Source organism: Bacillus sp. FSL K6-1560 (assembly GCF_038592935.1).
In the GTDB taxonomy this organism is placed as follows: domain Bacteria; phylum Bacillota; class Bacilli; order Bacillales; family Bacillaceae; genus Bacillus; species Bacillus subtilis.
The window spans coordinates 1,142,173-1,163,999 of record NZ_CP151946.1 but is presented as its reverse complement, the minus strand read 5'-3'; the positions used below and the strand labels follow the sequence as shown (position 1 = coordinate 1,163,999).

Below are 21,827 nucleotides of genomic sequence, written 5' to 3'. Positions count from 1 at the left end.
CTTTCTAATCCTTTTTCGGACGGCTTTTCGCCAGGATAAACACCGGTTCCAGCTTTCCTTCATTGTACAAAAATGAAAGGGCGGTAATCGGGACGGTGCCGCCTGCAAAGAAGCTCATCGACATTTGTCCTAGAATATCATACCCCGATTCATTCCGGATGTCAGCAAGAATCAAAACGTCCTGATGAGGAACAGAGATCGCCAGCTCCCCTTCTGCATGCTGCTTATACTCATTTAAGATCGCTTCGTTCAAAATCCGGCTTGCATCGTATCCGTCGTTTGCCCTGAAGAAATAAAAGTAATTGCCGGCAACCGTATCCTCTTTGACAACCGTCGGCAGGGAACGGAGATTAAATGCGGCCGTCTCTCTGATCCGCTCTTTTGTCCAGTTTTCTTTCTCAAGCATGCGCTGGTCAATTAAACGGTAGGTTTTCCCGAGATCTAGCGCGTAATAAATTCTTGTCTCTGCGGTATGATCGTCATAAATGAGCGGGATATCTTCGCTGGACTTGTCCGGGAAGGAAGTCGAGCGGATGACCGGATAAATGCGAGTTTCTTTCCCGGTCATTTCCTGAGCCTTCCCTTCCATTGCCGTCATCGCTTCGGAGACATAGTACACGATCTCATCAATGGCTTCGTCTTTTTTCAGTTCCCATTTTGCAATAATCGGCGGCAAATCGAGTGTAATCCCTTTTTTAGTCGTTTGATCCTCAACACGGAGGGTGTCTTTTTCTCTGTCAAACAGAAAGGAGCGATTCTCGTGCTGAAGGCGCTGCTTCAGTATATCTGACAGCTTCCTTGAGGTCATTTTCAAACCGATGTCCTCCTTTACGCTTTAGCGAGAGAGTCTGTTAAAAACTGTTCAATTTCTTCTTTTGTTTTGCGGTCTTTGCTCACAAAACGATTTACTTCTTTTCCTTCATTAAACACCACAAAGCTTGGGATACCGTAAATTTCCCACTCTGCACATGTATCAATGAATTTGTCACGGTCTACGTAGTAGTAGGTGAATTCAGGGAAATTCGCTTCCAATTCAGGCAGGAAAGGCTCTACAAAACGGCAATCCGGGCACCAATCGGCTGAAAACATAAATACAGACCAATCATCCTTTACCGCTTTTTCCAGCTCTTGAGTTGATTCAATTTTTTTCATTTCATATCCCTCCAGTTGTTTATGTTCTTACATGTTTTTTATCGATACTCGTCCATTTGGATCATACCAAACTGCTTGAGGCAAAACCACTTATATGCAACGAATGAATATGTAAGATTGGCTTTCCCATTATCATTATCATATTTTATTTGCATTATCAAGTTCGTTTCGTTTAACATCGTGTACATGAGGGTAAAATTTACAGATGGACATACATAAGGAGGGATTTTTATATGGAGTTTATCGTCTATTTAGCAGGAGAAATCCACAGCAATTGGCGCGAGGAAATTAAAGAAAAAACAAAATCACTGAAGCTCCCGATTACGTTTGTTGGCCCAATGGAGAATCATGACCGCTCAGACAATATTGGTGAAGAAATTATGGGCGTACAGCCAAATGCCGTTTTAAAGGATGACAAAGCCTCTGACATCAACAACTTCAGAACCGCCGTCCTGATGAATAAAGCAGACTTTGTGATCGCCCTGTTTGGCGAAAAGTACAAACAGTGGAACACGGCAATGGATGCATCATATGCGATCGCAAAAGGAAAACCCCTGATTATCATCCGGCCGGAATCGCTCCACCATCCTTTAAAAGAGCTTTCCAATAAAGCGAATATTACGGTTGAAACCGTTAACCAAGCCATTAAGGCCCTTTCCTATCTATTTGAAACAGAATAAGAAAAAAGCTTGTCGATCCGAGCTTACTGCTCGTTCAACAAGCTTTTATGAAACCTACATATTTTCTTTAATCGCATCCACCGTCTGCTTATCGCAGGCTGTTACAAGTTTGATGAGCATTTCTTTAGCAGCAGCATAATCATCAATATGAATGATAGAAGCGTTTGTATGAATATAGCGGGAACATATTCCGATAACCGCTGACGGCACACCGCTGTTCGAAATATGAACCTTGCCTGCGTCTGTTCCCCCGCCGGATACAAAATATTGATATGGAATATCATGCGTTTCAGCCATATCAAGAACGAATTCCCTCATTCCGCGATGCATGACTGTCGTTCTGTCAAGAATGCGCAGCAAAAAGCCTTTTCCAAGCTGGCCGAATTCATTTTTGTCTCCGCTCATATCGTTTGCCGGGCTGGCGTCAAGGGCGAAAAACAAGTCCGGTTTAATCATATGAGAAGCCGTCTGCGCGCCCCTTAGCCCTACTTCTTCCTGAACCGTTGCACCCGCATAGAGTGTATTCGGAAGCTCTTTACCGTGTAATTCCTTCAGAAGTTCAATGCTTAAGCCGCATCCATATCTGTTATCCCATGCTTTTGATAAAATTTTCTTTTCATTCGCCATCGTCGTAAACGGACAAACAGGCACAATCTGCTGTCCCGGTTTAATGCCGATTTTGATGGCGTCTTCCTTATCATCCGCTCCAATGTCGATCATCATGTTTTTGATATCCATCGGACGGTTTCGCTGCGCATCTGTCAATAAATGCGGCGGTATGCTTGAAATCACACCCGGAACCGGCCCGTTATCTGTTTGAATTTCAACCCGCTGCGCAAGCAAAACCTGGCTCCACCAGCCTCCGAGCGTCTGGAATCTGAGCAGCCCGTTGTCTGTAATGGATGTCACCATGAAGCCGACTTCGTCCATGTGCCCGGCTACCATAATTCTCGGTGCGTCCTCTGCGCCTCGTCTGACTCCGAAAACACTTCCCAGTCTGTCCTGAACGATGTCATCGGCATATTTGGCTAGCTCCTGCTTCATAAAAGCACGAACCTGATGCTCATTGCCCGGCGCGCCGGGAAGCTGCGTCAGTGTTTGGAAAAGCGCTTTCGTTTCTTGATTCATGTTTTCCCCTCATTTCTATGTAGTCCTTTTATTTTATTAGAAACAATGAAGTTTTCCAAGCACCCTGACCCAATCTGCTCGATCAGCCGCGTATTGCTTAACAGGATTTGGCTGTTTCTGTATAATGAAAAGTACGATCAACCAGGAGGTGCTTTATTTTGAAATTGCGTCATCTTCTTTTAGGAGCAGGACTTGGAATTTGTACGGCTGTCGTTGTGAAACAATATGTGATGAAGCCTTATATTTCTTCAGAAAAAGCGCTTCGAATTGTAAAATCTGCTTTTAAGCAGCGGGGCCCGATTGACGGATCATGGATTTACACCCAGCCGGAGCCTTACAATATTAACGGAGAAACGGTACAGGTATACAAAACCGGCATTACACGATCAGCTTTCGGAGAATTAGAACAGTATGAAGTCATGGTGGATGCGAAAACGGGAGAAATTGTTGATGTCATTGATACAATCGCCTCTTAACACCGGACAAGCAAAAAATAGAAGCCGCTGCCTATGCAGCGGCTCTTTTTTATTATATCGCGCGAATCGGTTTGTATACCGGATACCACATCGCATCCTGCACTGCCTGTATAATGTCTTCAGGCTCTTCCGTAGCGACGCCTTCCTTTATTGCAGTTTTTGCAACTTCAACAGCAACGGTTGCCGAAACAGTGCGCAAATCTTCAACTTTTGGAAGCATCGGCGCGCCAGGCACCCCGACATTGACCATACCTGCGATTGCCCGGGCACATGCTTCAAACATGCCGTCGGTAATTAATTTTGATTTTGTAACAATCGTTCCAAGACCGAGACCAGGGAAGACAAGCGCGTTGTTTGCCTGCCCGATATGATACGTAACTCCGTTATATTCAACTGGCGGGAACGGGCTTCCTGTCGTGATCAGCGCACGGCCTTCTGTCCATTCGATTAAATCCTCCGGTTTTGCTTCAGAAAGGGTTGTCGGATTTGACATTGGCAAAATCGCCGGCCGTTTCACATGTGACGCCATTTCTTTTACAATTTCTTCAGTGAAAGCGCCGGAAACTGTAGATGTGCCGATCAGGATCGTTGGTTTCGCCTGCCGGACCACTTCAAGAAGATCAATGCCTCCGCCGTCTCCGTTCCGCTGATAATCCTTCACTTCATCAGCCGAACGGGCATACGGCTTTTGGAAATCAAGAAGCTGATCCATATCATCTGTTAACAGCCCGTTTCTGTCTATGCACCAGAAGCGCTTGTATGATTCTTCTTCACTCAGTCCCTCGCGCACCAATGCTTCCCGCAGCTGTTCGGCAATTCCGATTCCTGCCGTTCCCGCTCCGAATATAACAACTCTATGATCCCTCAGCGGAACTTTAGACGCTTTTGCACAGGATAAGACTGCGGCCAAAGAAACAGCGCCAGTTCCTTGGATATCATCATTGAAGGTACACACTTTATCTTTATAGCGTTTCAAAATGCTTCGCGCGTTTTTCGCCCCGAAATCCTCCCAATGCAGCAATGCATTCGGAAATGTTTCTCTCGCCAGCGCAACGTAGTCGTCAATAAATTGGTCATAGCGTTCGCCGCGCACTCTGGAATGCTGGTTGCCGACATAAAGCGGGTCGTTCAAGAGGCTCTCCTGATTTGTCCCCGCATCTAAAACAACAGCCAGCACTCTGCTCGGATCAATGCCCGCAGCCGCTGTATAAACCGCCAGCTTGCCAATAGAAATCGCGATTCCTCCGACGCCCCAGTCACCGATTCCTAAAATTCCTTCCGCATCAGTGGCAACAATTAAATCGATCGTATCGCTTTGATCTTTATACTGTTTAAATGCTTCTTTCATACCGTCCGGGTCATCGATTGATAGATAGAGCCCTCGTGGTTTTCTGTATTCATGGCTGTATCTTTGGATTGCCGTTCCGACTGTCGGTGTGTAGACAATCGGGAGCATTTCCCCTAAATGGTCATTTAACAGGCGATAAAACAGCGTTTCATTCCGATCGTGCAGCGCCGTTAAATAGACATTTTTGCTCAAATCGTCAGGCTGTGCGGAATATTGTTCATACGCTCTTTTCGCCTGATCATCAATTGTTAATACCTTAGGCGGCAGAAAGCCTTTTAAACCAAGTTCTTTTCTTTCTTCCTCAGTAAAAGCGACACCTTTGTTCAAAAAAGGAACAGAGAGCACTTCAAGGCCTCTTAATGTTGTTTGAATGTCTCCTTCGTTTGTTACTCTGAATTGTTTCACCCTGCCTCTTCCTTTCTGAGCATAATTAGTACTAGGTTTGCATTATTAGCCGGAAAACATGCAGGGTAAACATAAAAATATGCTATTGCTTCATTCGCTTGACTGAATCTTTGATGCTTCCGTCCTCCTCCCATTGAAGGGCGCGATACTCGGCATCATGATAAAAAATAAACCAAGCGTCTTTTTCTGCTGCGAACGCCTGCCATTTCTGCTTTTGCGGGATAGAGGTCATCGGATAATCATCGTAAGCCAGCACCCATAGCGGATTGCGGTGGGCATGTGTCGGCATCAGATCTGCCATATGTACGGCAGTTTCACCCACATCCTCGCATATCAGGACACTGTGTCCGTCGCTATGGCCTCCGGTGTGATGCATTGTAATACCCTCTGTGATCGTTAAGGTGTCTTCAAAGGTTTTGACTTGGCCAGCTACAGCCTCCCAATTTTCTTTCCAATACGTATTTTTCGACCTGATATTCGGATGGCGCATTTCGTCCCATTCAACAGCAGATGTATAAATCACTGCATTCGGAAAGACAGAGACGAGCCGTTCACCTTCATACTCCGTTAAACCGCATGCATGATCAAAATGAAGGTGTGTCATTGCGATCACATCTATATCGGCAACCGTTAATCCGAGTGCAGCTAATGAGGGTTTCACATTCGACTCTTGTGTCACGCCATAGTTTCGTTTTTGTTTATCAGTCAGCTTGCCGGACCCAATTCCGGCATCAACGATGATATTGAGCCCATCCTTTTGAATCAAAATAGGGTCTGTCCTTAGTTCAATCTGGTTTTTTTCATTGACTGGATATTTTTTAGACCAAAGCGGCTTTGGCACAACGCCGAACATGGCGCCTCCGTCCATATGCGTCACGCCTCCGTCAAGCCAGGTCAACGTGATGTTTCCAATTTTCATTGTTTCCATTTTCATCCCCCCTGTCATCATGGTAGCAAACGGTCCATAAAAAAAACAGACTCCTGTCAGAGTCTGTCTTTACGTTCTCCATTCAACCTCAGCCCGATAGATCGGCTGGCCGAGTGCAGAGAATTTTTCTTCATATTCTGTCATAATATTGCCTTCCAGATTGCTGTTATGCAAATCGAGACTGACGTATGTCAGCAGGAGGCCGTACTCAGAGAAGCTCTTCAAAGAGTACTCAAACAAACCTCGGTTGTCCGTTTTAAAATGAATCGATCCGCCTTTGCCCATTACTTCTTCATATTTTTTGAGGAAGTGGGAATATGTCAGGCGGCGTTTTTCATGCCGTTTCTTCGGCCAAGGATCAGAAAAGTTCAAGTAGACCCGTTTCACTTCCCCCGGCACAAACACATCCGTCAGCGTGTCCGCATCTATATTCAGAAGCTTTACATTCTGCGCTTCGCTGTCTTTTACTTTTTGGACGGCTGTCACGATGACGCTTTTAAATAACTCAATACCAATATAATTGATGTCGGGATTTTGTTTGGCCATACCAGAAATAAATTGGCCTTTTCCTGTACCAACCTCGATATGGATCGGATTGTCGTTGCCAAACACTGTGTTCCATTTCCCTTTATAATCAGCAGGATTGCTGATGGCAATATCTGCGTTTTCAGCCAAAAAGTCATCAGCCCAAGGCTTGTGGCGCATTCTCATATGATTGACACCTCTATCTATTATTTCGACTAACAACATACCATGAATTAAAAAGACCCGCAAGCTCGTTTTTCCAGTGTATCTCTCTTAAGGCCGAGCGCATAAAAAAAGAGGGTCCCGTCTGCTGGAACACTCCTTTCACATGTATAAAAACGCTCTGTTTTGAACAATTTAACCCGTATGATACTGAAGGGATGTGTACCGTTATGGGTTTACATTATGAGCATCAAGTTCATTTATTGAAGGATATATTGACTGACCATCAATTGGACTGCTGCGGAACAGTCGCAGAGTACGAGCAGCTTGAGCGTGTGATTAAATCACTGATGGCAAACACCGAGCTTGATTCAAATTTCAAAAACGTGCTTGAAGATGTTTACCGCTACAGCCAATCAGGAATATCGTCCAAATCCATCGACTCACACATACAAGAGCATCAGAACAGCCTGTCTCAATGGGTAGAGCAAATGGATTCGTATTCCTGATTAATCAACAATTCGTTTCATGAGGATATGCAGCTCTTCCATTGCATCATGAAATTCCTTATCATTGCCTTTTGCTTTATGCCAGGCAATGAAAGTAATTGTTTCAGATAACACATACCAAGCCATTCGCAACCGAAGGCTTTCTGTCAGCTCTATGCCGTACATGCTCAGCCAGCTCTCCCAAGCTGGCTTTTCGACGTAGTGGTACAGCAAAGGTCCGAGGTCCATCGCCGGATCAGCGATCATGGCGCCGTCCCAGTCAATTAAATACAGCTGGTTGTCTTCAGACAATAGCCAGTTATTATGATTGACATCACAATGGCAAACGACTTTCTCACCGAAATGCACTTCATGCAGGTGTTCTTCCAAATACTTGATCCCTTCTTGAATCAGCGGCGAAGATTGCTGCACAGCAAATACAGCCTGCTTCAGCTGAGACAAAAGAGCCCCCGGGTTCAGCGGTTCTTTTCCAAGTCTCTTCAGCATGTCCAGCAAGGCTTTTGATGTGTGTATTTTACGAAGCAATTCAGCAACGGGCCGTCCGCTCATGTCTTTAGGCTTCAGCTCTCTGCCGGTCATCCAGTGCTGGGCCGTAATGACGTCCCCATTTTCCATCCGTTTTGTCCAAACCAGCTTCGGAACAATGCCTTCGGCGGATAAAACAGCTAAAAAAGGTGAGCTATTACGTTTTAAAAAAAGCTGCTGCCCGTTATGTTTCGCATAATATGCATCTCCTGTAGCTCCTCCGGCGGGGAAGATCTCCCAATCGCTACCTAGTAATTGTCCCAACCAGTTCATATCAATGTTCAACCCATCATTTCTTAAAATATTTTAGAATTAAGGCTAATCGTTTCTAGTCTATCCAGCGAATGCCTTTTTCGTACGAATCGTATAAAAATAAAAAAGACAGCTATTGAGAGTCTCATATGCTAATCAATAGCCGTCCTTTAAATTTTAGCGCTATAGCACAAACTTCGTCAAGCAAAACTCTTAAGATCTGATGCTAAATATAAGATAACCGTTCCGATGCCGTTTACTGCAACCGTTTTCTTGATTTCTGCCGGGTCTTCCTGAAATCCTGATGGATCACATAAAAGCCGATAAGGTATGTCGTTTGGCAGCCTCCACTCGACGGAGTCTGGACTCGCGTGATGGATAACAATGATATCTTTCCATTCGTCAACCTCGTCAAGATCATAAAGCCTGTATGCGATAAGGTGTTCTTTTAGCGTCAAGCATTCAAGATGGCGCCGGATGTCTGCAGCGGACCTAAGACGGAATGCAGGATGCGCTTTTCTCAGCGAGATCAGCCTGCGGATATAGTGAACATCTTCTTTGAATGTTTCACGGCGATCCCAGTCGAGCTGGTTGATGCTGTCACTGGATTGATAGCTGTTTTCCACTCCCTGCTTCGTCCGGAAAAATTCCTGGCCGCTGTGAATAAACGGCACCCCTTGGGCAAGCAAAATAATCGCGGCTGCAAGCCTTTGCCTGCTTCGCTTTCGGCTGTCATTTTCTTGAGGAAGCGCGAAGCTCATTTTATCCCAAAAGGTGTGATTGTCGTGTGATTCGACATAATTGATGGACTGGCTTGGTTCCGGAACAATCGGTGCTAATGCCTTCCATCCGGAAGACCCGGCAATTCCATGCATCACAGCTTGTGCTGATTCACTGCCGCCAAGCGCAAACCCTGCTGCCATAAGGTGAAAGGTGTTCCCTTTTACAGCGTCACGAAACATATCATTAAAAAAACCGATGCCCGGCATTCTTGGCGCGTTCGCCAAAGCAGCTTTCTGTTCATGCGGCAGCGGTGTAGCCAGATCCCACCCTTCACCAAAAAGCAGGATTCCGGGCTTTGCCTTAGTTGCTTTCTCTTTCATATAAAGCACGGTGTCAATATCTAAAATGCCGAGGAGATCAAATCGGAAGCCGTCAACATTGTATTCTTCAAGCCAATAGACCACGCAATCCGCAATGAATTTTCTCGCCATCCTTCTTTCTGATGCAATATCATTGCCAACGCCGGTGCCGTTTGATGGCATCCCACATTCGTCGTGCCGGAAAAAGTAACCGGGCACTGTCTTTTCAAAGGAGGAATTCTCCCTCTTATACACATGGTTAAAAACAACATCCAGAATGACTCGCAGACCGTGCTGATGCAGGGTATTGATCATTTGTTTCAGCTCTGTTTTTCTCGTTTGAGGATCATGAGGATTTGAGGCATAGCTTCCCTCCGGGGCAAAGAAATGAAGCGGGTTATATCCCCAATTGTATGCATCAAGCGGCTTCTCTTCATCAACTCCGGCAAAATCATTCACCGGCAGAAGCTCCACATGTGTCACACCAAGCTCTTTTACATACGCCAGTCCCGAAGAACTGCCATTTGCGGTTTGTGTATCAGTTTCCGTTAATGCTAAGTATTTTCCCTTGTTTATCATGCCGCTGTTTTCATGGATGGAGAAGTCGCGAAGGTGCGTCTCATAGATGACGGCATCCACAGGGTGTGAGAATGGTTTAAGAGGAGCAGTCCATTTCATTTGATCCGGGCGCAAGACGACGCCCTTCTCTCCATTTACAGTCACAGCCTTGGCATACGGGTCAACGGTTTCCATCCATTCTGAATTGTTGCAGATGCAAAACAAATACTCATATCCGTGAAGGTCACCTGTGACCGTAACGGCATAGACGCCTTTTTCCAACCGAGTCATTTGGAATGTGCGCCCGCTTTTATTGGGGTATGAAAGCTTGACAGCAGCTGAGGTTGCAGCAGGCGCCCATACTTTAAATACGGTATGATCCGCGGTATAAACGGCGCCCAGCTCTCCGTCATAATAAAATTCGTCATCAAACGCAGCCGTCCGGATGACCGCGCCAATTTGGAGATCCGTTTTGTGGCCGCTGGATGCTCTGACGCAATGGATTTTTCCAAATGTCACAGGATGGTCGGATACGCAGACGTACTTGTATTTTGCTTCAAGGGAGTATTCCTCCCTGACAGCCAGAGGAAAAACTGTTGTTTCTGTCTCAAGCCGAAACGGCGGTGTCATGATTCCCTTTTGTTCAGCAGGAATCAGAACAGTAATGATATTCATGTCATCGACATACGCTTCGAAGCTGCGGCGGATGCTGACCATCGGAAGCTCTCTCCTTCAAACACGTTTATGTTTTGATCCTTAGGGGTGAAGGACTAGAAGCCAGACGAAACGGGGTAGTGCCCATGATTTCTCCGTCAGCATGGAACGGGATTTTGTCCTTCGTGTAAAATGTAATGTCCTTCGCTTTAAACATCGTAACGCCATCCATCTTTGTATGTTTTCCAAATGCCATGAGACATAAAAGCCAATATTTTTTCAAAAACGGCTGGTTTTCAACGATTACAATATCAAATGTCTTCTCGCGCGGATTTGCTAGGGGCGCCGCCTTCATGCCTCCCCCGTAAAACGGATGGTTGGATACAACGGCAAACCAGACATCATGAAATTCGCGCGTCTCGTCTTCCGTCGTACAAGCTAACGTAAACGGCTTAAAGGTTGCCGAAGCGTGAAAATGAGAAAGCGGATACACCAGAAATCGAAGGCGGAGAAAAAGAAAAACCCGTCTCAACGGAAATTCCATCGCCTTTTTATTGACATATGCGTCAAACCCGATCCCGATATGATTCATAAAATAAAGAATCTGTGATTTATCCTGAAGGAAATTGACGCTCCCTAAATGAAAGGTTCTTGTTAACGGGCGCTTTACCTTCTTGATTTCCTGTATCAGATCGATTTTTTTAATAGAGAATCCTCGCGAAAAATCATTATATGCGCCCGCCGGCACAAAGCTCAGCTCAATATCGTCAACATCTTTCAGCCCGTTGACAACTTCATGCATGGTTCCGTCTCCGCCAATGACGATCAGGCGCTTCAGCTTATATTCCTGTATCGTTGAAATCTGTCTGGCGAGCACCTCGGCGTGTCCCGGATGTTCAGTTAAAAATGAACGGTGCTCAACCTTTCGTTTGATCAATTCTTTTTGAATGGACTTCCAAACACGCAGGCCGTTTCGATGTCCTGCTGTCGGATTAATAATAAAAAACCAATGGCTCATCTTTCTCACCTGCTTATGTTATGAGAAAACCGCTCAAATCGTTCTCTTTTACTCCAGCCACTCCTGTCTGCGATAGGAGTCAGACATGCAGTAAGACAATAGAGCCTTTGCAGCCTTTACCTGATGATGTTTGATCGGAGCAGTGTTTTTCTTCTGCCGCTCAATCCATTCTTCCGCGCTCCGCTTATCCGCTATTTCTAAGCCGTATGGCGGCTCCGGGTAATCGATGTACGACGTTCTGCTCAGAAGCAATTTTCGAACCGGAATCTCAGCCTGTTTTTCCTTTACGATCTTTGACACAACCGAGTCCGTACGAAACAGGCTAAGCCCTGGATTTAACACTGATGCAGTCTGAGAGGCTGTTTTCTTGTCCCAAAAACGATTTTTAGACCCTATGTAGACACTGTCTTCCTCAGCCTCTAAAAAAGAAACGCAATAAATTTCCAGAGGAGAAATAATCACAATGCTTAATTCAACCGCCGCCTGCTGAATTTTCAGCACAGGCTTATACATAATAAAATAAGAATCAGGCAGCTGCTGGGTCAGATAACGCAAAATGCGGTCCTGCTTCACCTGGTTTGAGAGTTGAGATATTTCTGAAAGAGTAGAGCTTGCCCATTTGAGCTGAAAATCATATAAATGTCTTTTATAAAAAGAAGCAAGCGCCACCCTGCTCTTCGGGAGCCTTACATGAATATCTTCTTCGTCCTCAAACCATTGGTGTCTCTCTTCTTGTATATCGGCTTTTATCTCTTCTTTTCTTCTTTTCAATGAAAATTTTTTTCGTTTCTGCACCGGTTCCGGTTCTTCAGCACTGGCTTGCCTTTCTTCATGCTGTCGTTCCGCTGCTTCTACTAGTGAAAGCCAGCGCTCTTTTTTCAGACGTACAAACTGGTTGATATAATGGTACGGATCAAGCTCATATCTTGATATATAATCATGAATTTTGATGATTTGTGCCATGTTTGTTTCTCCACTCCGCAATGAATTAAGATAATTGAAATTTGAATATTTCCTCGTATTTTGGTGATTGGTTCAAGTGTATTTGAAAGAGCGAAAATCGTTCAGCCATCATCGAAACTTCGCCGCTTTCAAACGGAACATGAGCTGGAAATCCTTCTTCGCCTGTCCATTTTCTTGCCAGCGTCATATGAGGATGATACGGTCTTTTTTCCACTTGAAAGCCGGCCTGAAGTACAGCCTGCTTCGTATGTTCCCGCAGTCTATCAAGCGTTTTGTTTTTCTTTGGCTCCAGATGTAAAACGCGCGGCCTTCTGCGGTCGCCGAATACATCTATCTTGTCAAACTCAATTGAAAATGGGTCAATTTCTGAAGCAATCTCTGCTAGCGAAACTTCAAGCTTCTTTATTTGTGTCTCATCCGCCGCTCCGAGAAAAATTAACGTGATATGATAGTCAAGCGGGTGCACCCATTTTTGAAACGTCAATACCGGTTCGTTTTTCGCAGCCTGGTAGATCGGATTTGCAATTCCCTCAGGTATGGGAACACCGATGAAATAATGAGGCCGTATATCTGGCATCCGTCTGACACTCCCTTCTTTGACAGCTATTATTTTATCAATAAAGAGGCTGTGCGGATAGAGGAACAGTGTATGAAAACACTCTCGCACAAACGTTTATTATGTTAGGATATTATATGACACTTGTTTTATTCAGAAAGGAATGACAATGTTGAAAATCGTTGCAAACACAGCTGATCTGATAGGAGATACACCGCTAGTGAGATTGAATCGGCTTCAGCCGGAAAATGCGGCACAAGTCTATTTAAAGCTTGAATTTTTCAATCCGAGCGGCAGTGTGAAAGACAGAGCCGCTTATCAAATGATCATAGAAGCTGAACAAAACGGTTTACTCAAGCCGGGATCAGTTATTATAGAGCCGACAAGCGGAAATACCGGAATCGGGCTCGCCATGAATGCGGCAGCACGCGGATATAAAGCAATCTTAGTTATGCCTGATACGATGACGAAGGAACGGATCAACCTACTTAAAGCTTACGGTGCAGAGGTTGTATTAACTCCCGGAGAGGAAAGAATGCCGGGCAGCATCAAAAAAGCGAAGGAGCTTGCCGAACAAATTCCGAACAGCTATATTCCAATGCAGTTCGATAACACTGCTAATCCTGATGCGCACCGGAAAACAACAGCGCCTGAAATCGCCCGGGCAATAGAGGAAATCGGAAAACCGCTCGGCGCTTTTGTAGCCTCCTCTGGAACAGGCGGAACCATTACCGGAACAGGTGAGGCGCTCAAAGAGCTTTTTCCGGATATCACGGTTCATGTTGTTGAGCCAGCGGGTTCGCCTGTATTATCCGGCGGAAAACCTGGCGCGCATAAACTTGTAGGAACGAGCCCAGGCTTTATACCGCCGATTTTAAATGAAGACGTTTATGATGAAATTATCAAAATCTCTGATGAAGACGCGTATACGACGACAAGACGGCTTGCTGCTGAAGAAGGAATTCTTGTCGGTCCTTCATCAGGCGCTGCCTGCTTCGCGGCAATCGAAACAGCGAAACGCCTCTCTCCTGACAAAGTTGTGGTCTGCATGACAGCTGATACAGGAGAACGGTACTTATCAACTGATTTATGGTCATTTATTTAAAAAAAGGACTGGCTTCAGCAGAAGCCGGTCCTTTTATTTTGCAAGCTCGTAAATGGCCTGAGCATATAACGCTGTCGATCTCAGCAGGTCATCAATTTCGATATATTCATCCTTTTGGTGTGCGCTGTCAGGACGTCCGGGGAACAGCGGGCCGAACGCGACACCGGCTTTTAAGGATCTCGCATATGTCCCCCCGCCGATTGAGATTAAGTCAGCTTTTTTACCCAGCTGGCCTTCATAAACCTTTTGCAGGGTTTTGACTAACGGATGATCTGCGGACACGTGATGCGGCTTGCTGTCTTTGAATTCTCCCAGCTCAAATTCAGATGCGCTTTCGAATGCATCGCGGATCACTTTGCTTTCAGCTGTCACAGGATAGCGGATATTGATCCCGAGCTCGCCTCCTTGCCCTTCTTTATAGCGCAGTGTTCCGACATTTAATGTCAGCTCACCGCTGATTTCATCCTCACAGTCGATGTCCAGTTTTTTTCCTCTTGTATCACCTGAGAACTTATCTGTCACAACTTGCACAAACCGCTTTCCTGCATCGTCAAGCTCAGTCTGCTGGAGAAATTCGCACAATAAAATACCAGCATTGATCCCATTGTTCGGTTCCATCGCATGGCAGGAAAGACCGTACATACGCAAAATGAGCTGTCCGTTCTCTATTGCAGCTTCCCCTTTTTGGTCCGTCGTGCGGAGCATGTCTTTAAATGAAGACAGAATCTCTTCATTTTTCGGCCCTTCAATGACAGCTTCCGCAGCATCAGGCACCATGTTCAAACGAAGGCCTGATTGAAACGAGACAAGCACTGCCTTTGGTTCTGCTTGATTTGGACGGTGTGGAATAAGTAAAGAAGCATCGATGATCCCTTTTTCCGCATTAATGATCGGAAAATCGGCGTCAGGCGCAAAGCCCATTGTTGGCATTTCTTCATGCTTGAAATAATGCTCTACGCATCTCCAATCACTTTCTTCATCTGTTCCGATAATCATTCTGACTCGCTTGGACAGGGGCAGATTCATGTCTTTCACGATTTTCAGCGCGTAGAATGCCGCCATTGTCGGGCCTTTGTCATCAATGGCGCCCCTTGCATAAATCCGTCCGTTGCGGATTTCAGCTGAAAATGGATCACTCGTCCACCCATCTCCCGGCGGCACGACGTCAACATGGCAAAGTACGCCGATAATGTCATCGCCCTCCCCCCATTCAATATGACCTGCAAAGCCGTCAAGATTTTTTGTTGTAAAGCCTTCTTTTTCTCCAAGCTCCAGCAATGAAGTCAGGCTGGCGTTTACCCCTTCTCCAAACGGTTTACCGGGTCCGGCGGTTGTTTCGTCCATGACACTATTGATTCTCAAAAATTCCTGCGTATCACGAATTAAATCCTCTTTTTTTCTGATCACTTCAACTTCCCAGTTCATAATGATCCCCTTTCCGCAAGAAATGACTTGCAAAAACCAAATAAAACGAATAATATTAATGGTGTTTTGTTAAAACGTTCGTAATTGGAGGATACTATGTTTCATCTAAAAGAGCAGCAAACATCCATAAAGCAAGAAATCATAGCAGGGCTGACGACCTTTTTCACAATGGTCTATATCGTCGTGGTCAATCCGGTCATTCTGGCTAACGCCGGGGTTCCTTTCGACCAGGTGTTCACCGCAACGATTATTGCCTCCATTGTCGGAACGCTGTGGATGGCCCTGGCAGCAAATTATCCGATTGCTATTGCGCCCGGCATGGGCTTGAACGCTTATTTAGCCTTTCATGTCGTAAGCGCAAGCGATGGCGGCATCACGTACGCAACAGCTTTCAGCGCAGTATTTACAGCAGGGGTTCTCTTCATTATTCTATCGTTAACGCCTTTAAGAAAACAACTTATAGAAGCGATTCCAAACAATTTAAAATACGGGATCACAACAGGGATCGGGCTGTTTATTGCTTTTATCGGTTTGCGTCAAGCGGGCATTGTGGCAGCTGATGAGTCAAACCTGGTCACTCTCGGCAATCTGCATTCACCTGGTGTTATCTTAACACTGGTTGGCCTTTTGATCAGCGTGGTCCTGATGGTGCTGAATGTAAGCGGCGCTTTATTTATCGGAATGGCAGCTACCGCTTTGATCGCCTTTTTCACCGGTCAGCTCCATTTTTCAAAGGGATTTATGTCACTTCCTCATTTGCCGGAAGGATTGATGATCTCAAATCCATTTACCGCTTTTGGCGATGTCATTCATCACGGCCTGTACGCTGTCGTCTTTTCTTTTCTATTAGTCACCATTTTTGATACGACAGGCACGATGATCGGAGTTGCCGAGCAAGCCGGGCTGATGAAAAACAACAAGCTGCCTAACGTGCGAAAAGCGCTGCTTGCTGATTCAACAGCGACGACAGTAGGAGCTGTTTTCGGCACAAGTCCGACGACCGCATTTATCGAATCTTCCGCCGGTGTCGCAGCCGGGGGAAGAACGGGGCTTACGGCTTTGACTGTGGCTGTGATGTTTGCGGCTTCAATGTTTTTCAGTCCGCTTGTCAGCGCCTTGTCCGGTATAGCCGCCATCACCTCGCCTGCTTTGATTATCGTCGGCAGCTTGATGATGGGCTCGGTTTCCAATATGAATTGGAAAGAGATGGACGAGGCATTTCCAGCGTTTCTCGTCATTCTGGCCATGCCTTTGACATCCAGCATTTCTACAGGAATTGCGCTTGGCTTTATTTCATATCCGATCGTAAAAGCGGCGCGGGGAAAATGGAGAGAGATTCATCCGCTCGTCATCGTTTTCGCCATTCTGTTTTTCATCCAGCTGTTTATTTTATAACATAGACCAAAAAACCCAAACGTCGTCGTTTGGGTTTTTTATGTAAACAATAAAGAGACAGCGGCCGCTAAAAAACAACAGGCGGCAAACGCATAGTGCAGGATGTTGATACAGTTTTTTCTGGCCCGATAATATTCATCACTTTCCTTATCGGTGCCAATTAAAAAAGGGGCATCCATGACCTTGTCAAAAATAAGCGTCAGGATATAACGGCAAACCCCTGTATATACCAGCAGCGCAATCACCTTCAGCCAAATTGGGGAAACAAATATGAGAACGGTGAAAGCTGACAATAGCATGTACATCTGCCTCGCATACTCGCCATTCCTCAGCATGACTTTAAAAAACAATTCCTTATAGCCTGTGCAGATCGTTCGTCTTTTAAATATCCTTTTTGAATTTCGGTATAATAACGGTTTTCTTCTCATCCTGTCTTTTACTTTTGGCATTCCCGCCTCCTGACTCATCATCATCACAAGTCCTGCAAGGGCAAGCCTGCTTTTTTTCTCTTCAGTCACCTCAGCTTCAAAAGCCGTGAACGAAGCCGTCTTTTTCAAACTGCGGATAACTGAGAAAAGCAAAAATAAAATGCCAAAAAGCGCAAGCAAGTGCCACTGAGTCAAAACAATCAGGATAGCAGAACCAGCAAAAAATATAGCTCTGACAAAAATATCGCCAATCCATCTCGAAATGGAGTGCGGCTTTCTGATCCTGTCTTGCTTTAAGGATAAAAAGAATGTATGAAGGCCAAACAAATAACACAATAGAGCAGTGCTTTCTGCGAATGTGATGTGAACAGAATGACTGATCAAGGGAAGGACAATAAAAAAGAGAAGCAGCCATTTAGCCATCGTGACGAGAAAAGAATACAAAAGCGCGTACCGTTTGAGCTGATAGATGATTTCTTTCTTTTGCAGCAAAAACACTTTGTCCGCTTCCATTAAAAATGTACGAATCGAGCCTGTAAACATGATCAGCCCACACACAGCGTACAGCCATCTCCACTCCGCCACTTCAGACCACTCATAAAGAAGACCTCTTCCATTCATCAAATCAATATACTGATAGATGACAAAAGCAATCGCCGGCAAAACAATATAGAGAGCGACTGTCCAGTCAATGACCGCATGCAACACTTTAAACTGATACTTGTAATAGTCAAACAGCCTTCGAAAAAAGAGCGTACGCCCGTTCATGGCCGATCACCTTGAACTGCCTTATAAAAACAGTCAAGCAATGACTGCCCCTCTAATCCGGTCTTGTCCTGAATATCTTTTAACGTGCCTTGGAGAAATAATGAACCTTTCTCAATCATATAAAACCGGTCACAGATTTTTTCCGCGGTATCGAGTACATGCGTGCACATAAGAATTCCGGCTCCACGTTCTTTTTCAGCCTTAAGCATGTCCACAAAGCGTTTCGTCGATATCGGATCAAGGCCGATAAACGGTTCATCAATCACATACATATCCGGCTTAGAGAGAAAGGCCTGGATAAGCATTAGTTTTTGCTGCATGCCCTTCGAAAAGGTGACAGGCAGCTCATGTTTGACATGATCAAGCGAAAACGTCTGCAGCAGGCTTTGGGCCCGATGCGCAAATTCTCTCTCTTCAATGCCGTGGAGTGTGCTGATCAGATCCAAATGCTCCCACAGCGTCAGTTCTTCGTAAAAGGACGGATGCTCCGGAATATATGCAAATGAACAGTCGTTCCAGGCAATATGCCCTTTAAAATCTTCTGAAAGGCCGAGTATCGCCTTGATTGCGGTGCTTTTTCCGGCGCCGTTAGCTCCGATCAGTCCAACTAGTTCCCCTTTTCTGACTTCCAGAAAAACATCGGTGAGCACTTTTTTTCGGCTTGTATACCCGGCCTGTTCTATTGAAGCTTCAAGCAAATTTGTCAAAACTCACCCACCTCCAAAATTTACTACGAAACAGAATAAAAAAAGTTTCTTTAACCATAATAATATTGAGCCGAAATACATAGTAATCCAACAAGGATGGCTGCCCAACGCGAATTGGAAAAAATTAATAGGAGTTATCCCTAGATTCATCACTGCAATATCGTGTATAATGAGGGCGAATTATTTTAACAATTACAGATGTCTGCCTTTGTTGCTATTTCGTACGCAGTTGATAGTCGTGAGTTGTGGTTAGTCAAGTCCATCCGATCTTATGATAGGGAGTGGTTTTTTGAAACCTTCAACAAACCGTATGCTAACTCGAATCAAATCAGTTTACATGTTTATCCAAGAAAAAGGTCTTGTGACAACACAGGAACTGGTTGACGAATTCGGCATTACACCTAGAACGATTCAAAGAGACTTAAATGTGTTGGCATATAATGATCTTGTTCATAGTCCAAGCCGTGGCAAGTGGGAGACAACGAGAAAGAAAGTAAAGATTACCTCATAAATTGAAAAATTACATAGGGCCGCCTGAGAGCGGTCCGATAGATAACAGGGCGAAGAAACTGCTGAGCCTTGTTTTTGTGTGCTTATAAATAAAACCCCGCATTCAGTATGCGGGGTTTTTGTCATGCTTGCGGCTCATTGAGCAAATGAAGCTCTTCCTCTGTCAGCTCACGGTACTCTCCGGGTGCCAGAGCGGGATCTAGGGAAACGCGTCCCATCGAAAGCCGCTTCAGATAAACCACTTCATTGTCGACTGCCTTTGCCATTTGCTTGACCTGATGGTATTTTCCTTCTGTAATTGTCAGGTATATCACGGTATTGCCACTGTCGTTTGTTTTGATTTCCGCTCTTGCCGGCTTTGTTTTATAGCCGCCCTCTATGTAGACACCTGTTTCCAAATCGGAGATGTCTTCCCGAGAAATCTGTGATTTTAAATGGACTTCATACGTTTTTGGAACATGCTTTTTAGGAGAAAGGAGCCGATGTGCGAGCTGGCCATCATTTGTGAGCAGCAAAAAGCCCTCTGTATCTTTATCAAGCCTGCCGGCTGGAAATGGCTCAAATCTCATCTCCTCCGGCGTCAGCAGATCGACCACTGTTTGCTGCCGGCTGTCCTCAGTCGCCGACAGCACGCCCTGCGGTTTATTCATCATAAGATAAATGAACTCTCGATAATCAACCGGTTCCCCGTATACGGTCACCTCCTGCGTATCAGGATCAACGTGCGCCTTTACATCTTTGGCAGGTTTGCCGTCGATCATCACGGCTCCAGCCTTTACAACGGCTTTGACTTCTTTTCTGGAACCATACCCGCTGTTGGCAAGCAGCTTATCAAGTCTCATTCCCAATCTCTCCTTTATAAAAGAAAGCCCGCAGCATGCGAGCCCTCAGTTTCATCATATCTAGTTCATCAGCCTGCATGTCTGCCTTTCCTTAAGAAACCTGGCAAACGGCGGCCTAAAATTTTCTGTAAAAATCCTAATCGGTAGCCGCAATACAGGTAGACAGCTCCGCCAACAGCGGCCGCGATCACCACAACAATCGCAGCTTGCAGCTGGCCATCCTGATAGGAAATAAAGAAGCCTAATACCCACTGCACGATTTTCACGGCAATACCCATAATGGCTGATAAGACAAGCATCAAAACAGTTCGTTTAACTAGTATCTTATACGAATAGCCTGCATGGCGCTTAATCATGATAAACCCATATAAAAGTGAAGCGATATATCCAAGCGCCGTCGCTAAAATCGCTCCGTCAGCCTGCATCAGCTTGATCAGCGGAACATTCAGCACAAGCTTGATCACGACACCGATCACAAGGCTGACAACCGCAAATTTTTGCTTATTGATGCCCTGCAGAATGGCTGCGTTGACTGTAAACAAAGAGAACAAAATCGCGACTGGCGAATACCATAGCAAAATGTTTGCCCCCAGTTCAGGATGAAGGCTCTCTGACCCGTAAAAGAACGTATACGTCGGTCCTGACAATAGAGAGATCCCGACAACAGCCGGAATAATTAAAAACAGGATCGTCTGCATCGTTTGATTAATCTGCTGATTTAACAGCTTATAGTTTCCGCTTGTAAACGATTCAGTAATCGTTGGAATTAATGTCAGTCCGAAAGCAGTTGCTAGGGAAACCGGGATCATCACGAGCTTCTGAACATACAGGGTTAGAATCGCAAGCATGTCTTGGCTGATGGCTTGATGACCGGCTTCAATCATCGCTTTGTTAAACGTATTTGTATCAATATAGTTATACAAAGGGATGGCTAGTCCGACAAAAACGTACGGAGCAGCATAGCTGAACAGCTCGAAAAACATTTTTTTGTAGCTTAGGTTTGCTGTCGGACCCGTATTCGGCATCATCGCCAGCAGGCTGCCCTTCCGTTTGTTCCAATAAATATAAAGCACGACCAGCCCACCGAAGGCACCGATCAGCGCTGCGAAGGTTGCATAGCCCACAGCGATGACAAGGCCGCCGTTGAAAACCTTCAAAATCAAGAATGTCGCACTCAATAGAAAGATGATGCGGACAATCTGTTCAACGACTTGGGAAACAGCTGTCGGACCCATCATTTGGTGCCCTTGAAAGAATCCGCGGACAAGGCTCATAATCGGTACGACCAAAAGCGCTAAGCTGACCATGCGGATGACATAAACGACATGATCAATTGTCAAGCCGTTATTATCCTTGCCTCCCAGCGATATTTCCGCAAACATCGGAGCCGATAGATACAGAATGAAAAAGGCTATCATTCCTGTGACGAGCATAACCGACATGCCCGCCTTGAGCATTTTCCTGCTTGTCTCATAATCCCCTTTTGAATTATATTTGGAAACAAATTTAGAAACAGCGGCCGGAAAGCCCATCGTAGCAATATTCAAAAATAAAGTGTATTGGTTGTATCCGTATTGAAATAATGCACCGCCTGTCGCCCCGACCATAATGCTGAAGGGAATTAAATAGACCATCCCCAGAATCCGCGATATATATGTACCGAGCGTTAATACAAACGTGCCTCTTAACAGTTTGCTTGACATGTTTCTTCATCACCATTTTCTAC

Annotated in this window: 23 protein-coding genes; 6 read left to right on the top strand and 17 right to left on the bottom strand. The window is 45.3% G+C overall.

From position 1 onward, the window contains the following. Nucleotides 1-4: 4 nt before the first annotated feature. The 3 genes from NYE22_RS06220 to NYE22_RS06210 are packed head-to-tail and all read right to left on the bottom strand — an operon-like array spanning nt 5 to nt 1,307. The gene (locus NYE22_RS06220) at nt 5-814 is read right to left on the bottom strand and encodes a DUF1444 domain-containing protein (protein WP_009967991.1); all 810 of its coding nucleotides are present in this window, start codon (nt 812-814) and stop codon (nt 5-7) included. A gap of 14 nt (nt 815-828) precedes the next feature. Beyond that, complete coding sequence (locus NYE22_RS06215; RefSeq protein WP_003229265.1) at nt 829-1,152, bottom strand: thioredoxin family protein; 324 nt, start codon at nt 1,150-1,152, stop codon at nt 829-831. Nucleotides 1,153-1,190: 38 nt separating this feature from the next. Beyond that, on the bottom strand, nt 1,191-1,307 hold the full coding sequence (locus NYE22_RS06210) for a hypothetical protein (protein ID WP_004399150.1): 117 nt from the start codon (nt 1,305-1,307) through the stop codon (nt 1,191-1,193). 78 nt (nt 1,308-1,385) lie between these two features. On the opposite strand from NYE22_RS06210, the gene NYE22_RS06205 reads away from it, so the two are divergent. After that, complete coding sequence (locus tag NYE22_RS06205) at nt 1,386-1,832, top strand: YtoQ family protein (protein ID WP_003229263.1); 447 nt, start codon at nt 1,386-1,388, stop codon at nt 1,830-1,832. Between the two features lie 54 nt (nt 1,833-1,886). Here NYE22_RS06205 and NYE22_RS06200 read toward each other — a convergent pair whose 3' ends face one another. After that, nucleotides 1,887-2,960, bottom strand: a complete 1,074-nt coding sequence (locus NYE22_RS06200; RefSeq protein ID WP_014480574.1) for a M42 family metallopeptidase — start codon at nt 2,958-2,960, stop codon at nt 1,887-1,889. Nucleotides 2,961-3,118: 158 nt separating this feature from the next. On the opposite strand from NYE22_RS06200, the gene NYE22_RS06195 reads away from it, so the two are divergent. Further along, nucleotides 3,119-3,436 (top strand): PepSY domain-containing protein, encoded by a 318-nt coding sequence (locus tag NYE22_RS06195; RefSeq protein WP_014477682.1) that lies wholly within the window; start codon nt 3,119-3,121, stop codon nt 3,434-3,436. A gap of 52 nt (nt 3,437-3,488) precedes the next feature. Here the strand turns inward: NYE22_RS06195 and NYE22_RS06190 are convergent, their stop codons facing one another. From NYE22_RS06190 to trmB, 3 genes are all read right to left on the bottom strand, one after another. Continuing rightward, nucleotides 3,489-5,189: an NAD-dependent malic enzyme gene (locus NYE22_RS06190; protein ID WP_160244726.1), complete on the bottom strand. Its 1,701-nt coding sequence runs from the start codon at nt 5,187-5,189 to the stop codon at nt 3,489-3,491. Nucleotides 5,190-5,271: 82 nt separating this feature from the next. Further along, on the bottom strand, nt 5,272-6,117 hold the full coding sequence (locus NYE22_RS06185; RefSeq protein ID WP_172861580.1) for an MBL fold metallo-hydrolase: 846 nt from the start codon (nt 6,115-6,117) through the stop codon (nt 5,272-5,274). 69 nt (nt 6,118-6,186) lie between these two features. Then, the gene (gene trmB / locus NYE22_RS06180) at nt 6,187-6,828 is read right to left on the bottom strand and encodes a tRNA (guanosine(46)-N7)-methyltransferase TrmB (protein ID WP_153256978.1); all 642 of its coding nucleotides are present in this window, start codon (nt 6,826-6,828) and stop codon (nt 6,187-6,189) included. A 206-nt stretch (nt 6,829-7,034) separates the two neighbouring features. Between trmB and NYE22_RS06175 the strand changes: the two genes are divergently transcribed. Continuing rightward, entirely contained in the window at nt 7,035-7,313 is a 279-nt protein-coding gene (locus NYE22_RS06175) for a YtzH-like family protein (protein ID WP_003237926.1), read from the top strand. Here the strand turns inward: NYE22_RS06175 and NYE22_RS06170 are convergent, their stop codons facing one another. The 5 genes from NYE22_RS06170 to thpR all read right to left on the bottom strand — a co-directional run bounded on the left by NYE22_RS06170 (nt 7,314) and on the right by thpR (nt 12,942). After that, nucleotides 7,314-8,111, bottom strand: coding sequence for a phosphotransferase family protein (locus NYE22_RS06170; RefSeq protein WP_009967993.1), 798 nt, complete (start codon nt 8,109-8,111; stop codon nt 7,314-7,316). It lies immediately after the preceding gene. 179 nt (nt 8,112-8,290) lie between these two features. After that, nucleotides 8,291-10,447 carry a type I pullulanase gene (gene pulA, locus NYE22_RS06165; RefSeq protein ID WP_342412387.1) on the bottom strand — a complete coding sequence of 719 codons (2,157 nt, stop codon included), beginning with the start codon at nt 10,445-10,447 and terminating at the stop codon, nt 8,291-8,293. Between the two features lie 25 nt (nt 10,448-10,472). Then, a complete protein-coding gene (locus NYE22_RS06160; protein WP_342412386.1) occupies nt 10,473-11,402 on the bottom strand; it encodes a YegS/Rv2252/BmrU family lipid kinase in 930 nt (309 codons plus the stop codon). A gap of 48 nt (nt 11,403-11,450) precedes the next feature. Then, on the bottom strand, nt 11,451-12,365 hold the full coding sequence (locus NYE22_RS06155; RefSeq protein WP_003229241.1) for a hypothetical protein: 915 nt from the start codon (nt 12,363-12,365) through the stop codon (nt 11,451-11,453). 25 nt (nt 12,366-12,390) lie between these two features. After that, on the bottom strand, nt 12,391-12,942 hold the full coding sequence (thpR, locus tag NYE22_RS06150; RefSeq protein WP_021480324.1) for an RNA 2',3'-cyclic phosphodiesterase: 552 nt from the start codon (nt 12,940-12,942) through the stop codon (nt 12,391-12,393). A gap of 148 nt (nt 12,943-13,090) precedes the next feature. On the opposite strand from thpR, the gene cysK reads away from it, so the two are divergent. Beyond that, nucleotides 13,091-14,026, top strand: coding sequence for a cysteine synthase A (gene cysK / locus NYE22_RS06145; protein ID WP_003229237.1), 936 nt, complete (start codon nt 13,091-13,093; stop codon nt 14,024-14,026). A 33-nt stretch (nt 14,027-14,059) separates the two neighbouring features. On the opposite strand, the gene pepV is transcribed toward cysK, so the two are convergent. Next, the gene (pepV, locus tag NYE22_RS06140) at nt 14,060-15,451 is read right to left on the bottom strand and encodes a dipeptidase PepV (RefSeq protein ID WP_021480325.1); all 1,392 of its coding nucleotides are present in this window, start codon (nt 15,449-15,451) and stop codon (nt 14,060-14,062) included. 96 nt (nt 15,452-15,547) lie between these two features. Here pepV and pbuO point away from each other — a divergent pair, with 96 nt between their 5' ends. Beyond that, on the top strand, nt 15,548-16,846 hold the full coding sequence (gene pbuO, locus NYE22_RS06135; protein WP_003229234.1) for a hypoxanthine/guanine permease PbuO: 1,299 nt from the start codon (nt 15,548-15,550) through the stop codon (nt 16,844-16,846). A 38-nt stretch (nt 16,847-16,884) separates the two neighbouring features. Here the strand turns inward: pbuO and NYE22_RS06130 are convergent, their stop codons facing one another. Together NYE22_RS06130 and NYE22_RS06125 are read right to left on the bottom strand one after the other, a co-directional pair. Next, entirely contained in the window at nt 16,885-18,042 is a 1,158-nt protein-coding gene (locus NYE22_RS06130) for an ABC transporter permease (RefSeq protein ID WP_172850156.1), read from the bottom strand. Further along, nucleotides 18,039-18,749, bottom strand: a complete 711-nt coding sequence (locus NYE22_RS06125) for an ABC transporter ATP-binding protein (protein ID WP_015714539.1) — start codon at nt 18,747-18,749, stop codon at nt 18,039-18,041. The genes NYE22_RS06130 and NYE22_RS06125 overlap by 4 nt, the downstream gene beginning before the upstream one ends. A gap of 289 nt (nt 18,750-19,038) precedes the next feature. Here NYE22_RS06125 and NYE22_RS06120 point away from each other — a divergent pair, with 289 nt between their 5' ends. After that, complete coding sequence (locus tag NYE22_RS06120; RefSeq protein WP_003152337.1) at nt 19,039-19,260, top strand: DeoR family transcriptional regulator; 222 nt, start codon at nt 19,039-19,041, stop codon at nt 19,258-19,260. Between the two features lie 121 nt (nt 19,261-19,381). On the opposite strand, the gene NYE22_RS06115 is transcribed toward NYE22_RS06120, so the two are convergent. Both NYE22_RS06115 and murJ read right to left on the bottom strand, forming a co-directional pair. Continuing rightward, complete coding sequence (locus NYE22_RS06115; protein WP_085187272.1) at nt 19,382-20,101, bottom strand: pseudouridine synthase; 720 nt, start codon at nt 20,099-20,101, stop codon at nt 19,382-19,384. 68 nt (nt 20,102-20,169) lie between these two features. Beyond that, nucleotides 20,170-21,804 (bottom strand): lipid II flippase MurJ, encoded by a 1,635-nt coding sequence (murJ, locus tag NYE22_RS06110; protein ID WP_014480588.1) that lies wholly within the window; start codon nt 21,802-21,804, stop codon nt 20,170-20,172. Nucleotides 21,805-21,827 lie beyond the last annotated feature (23 nt).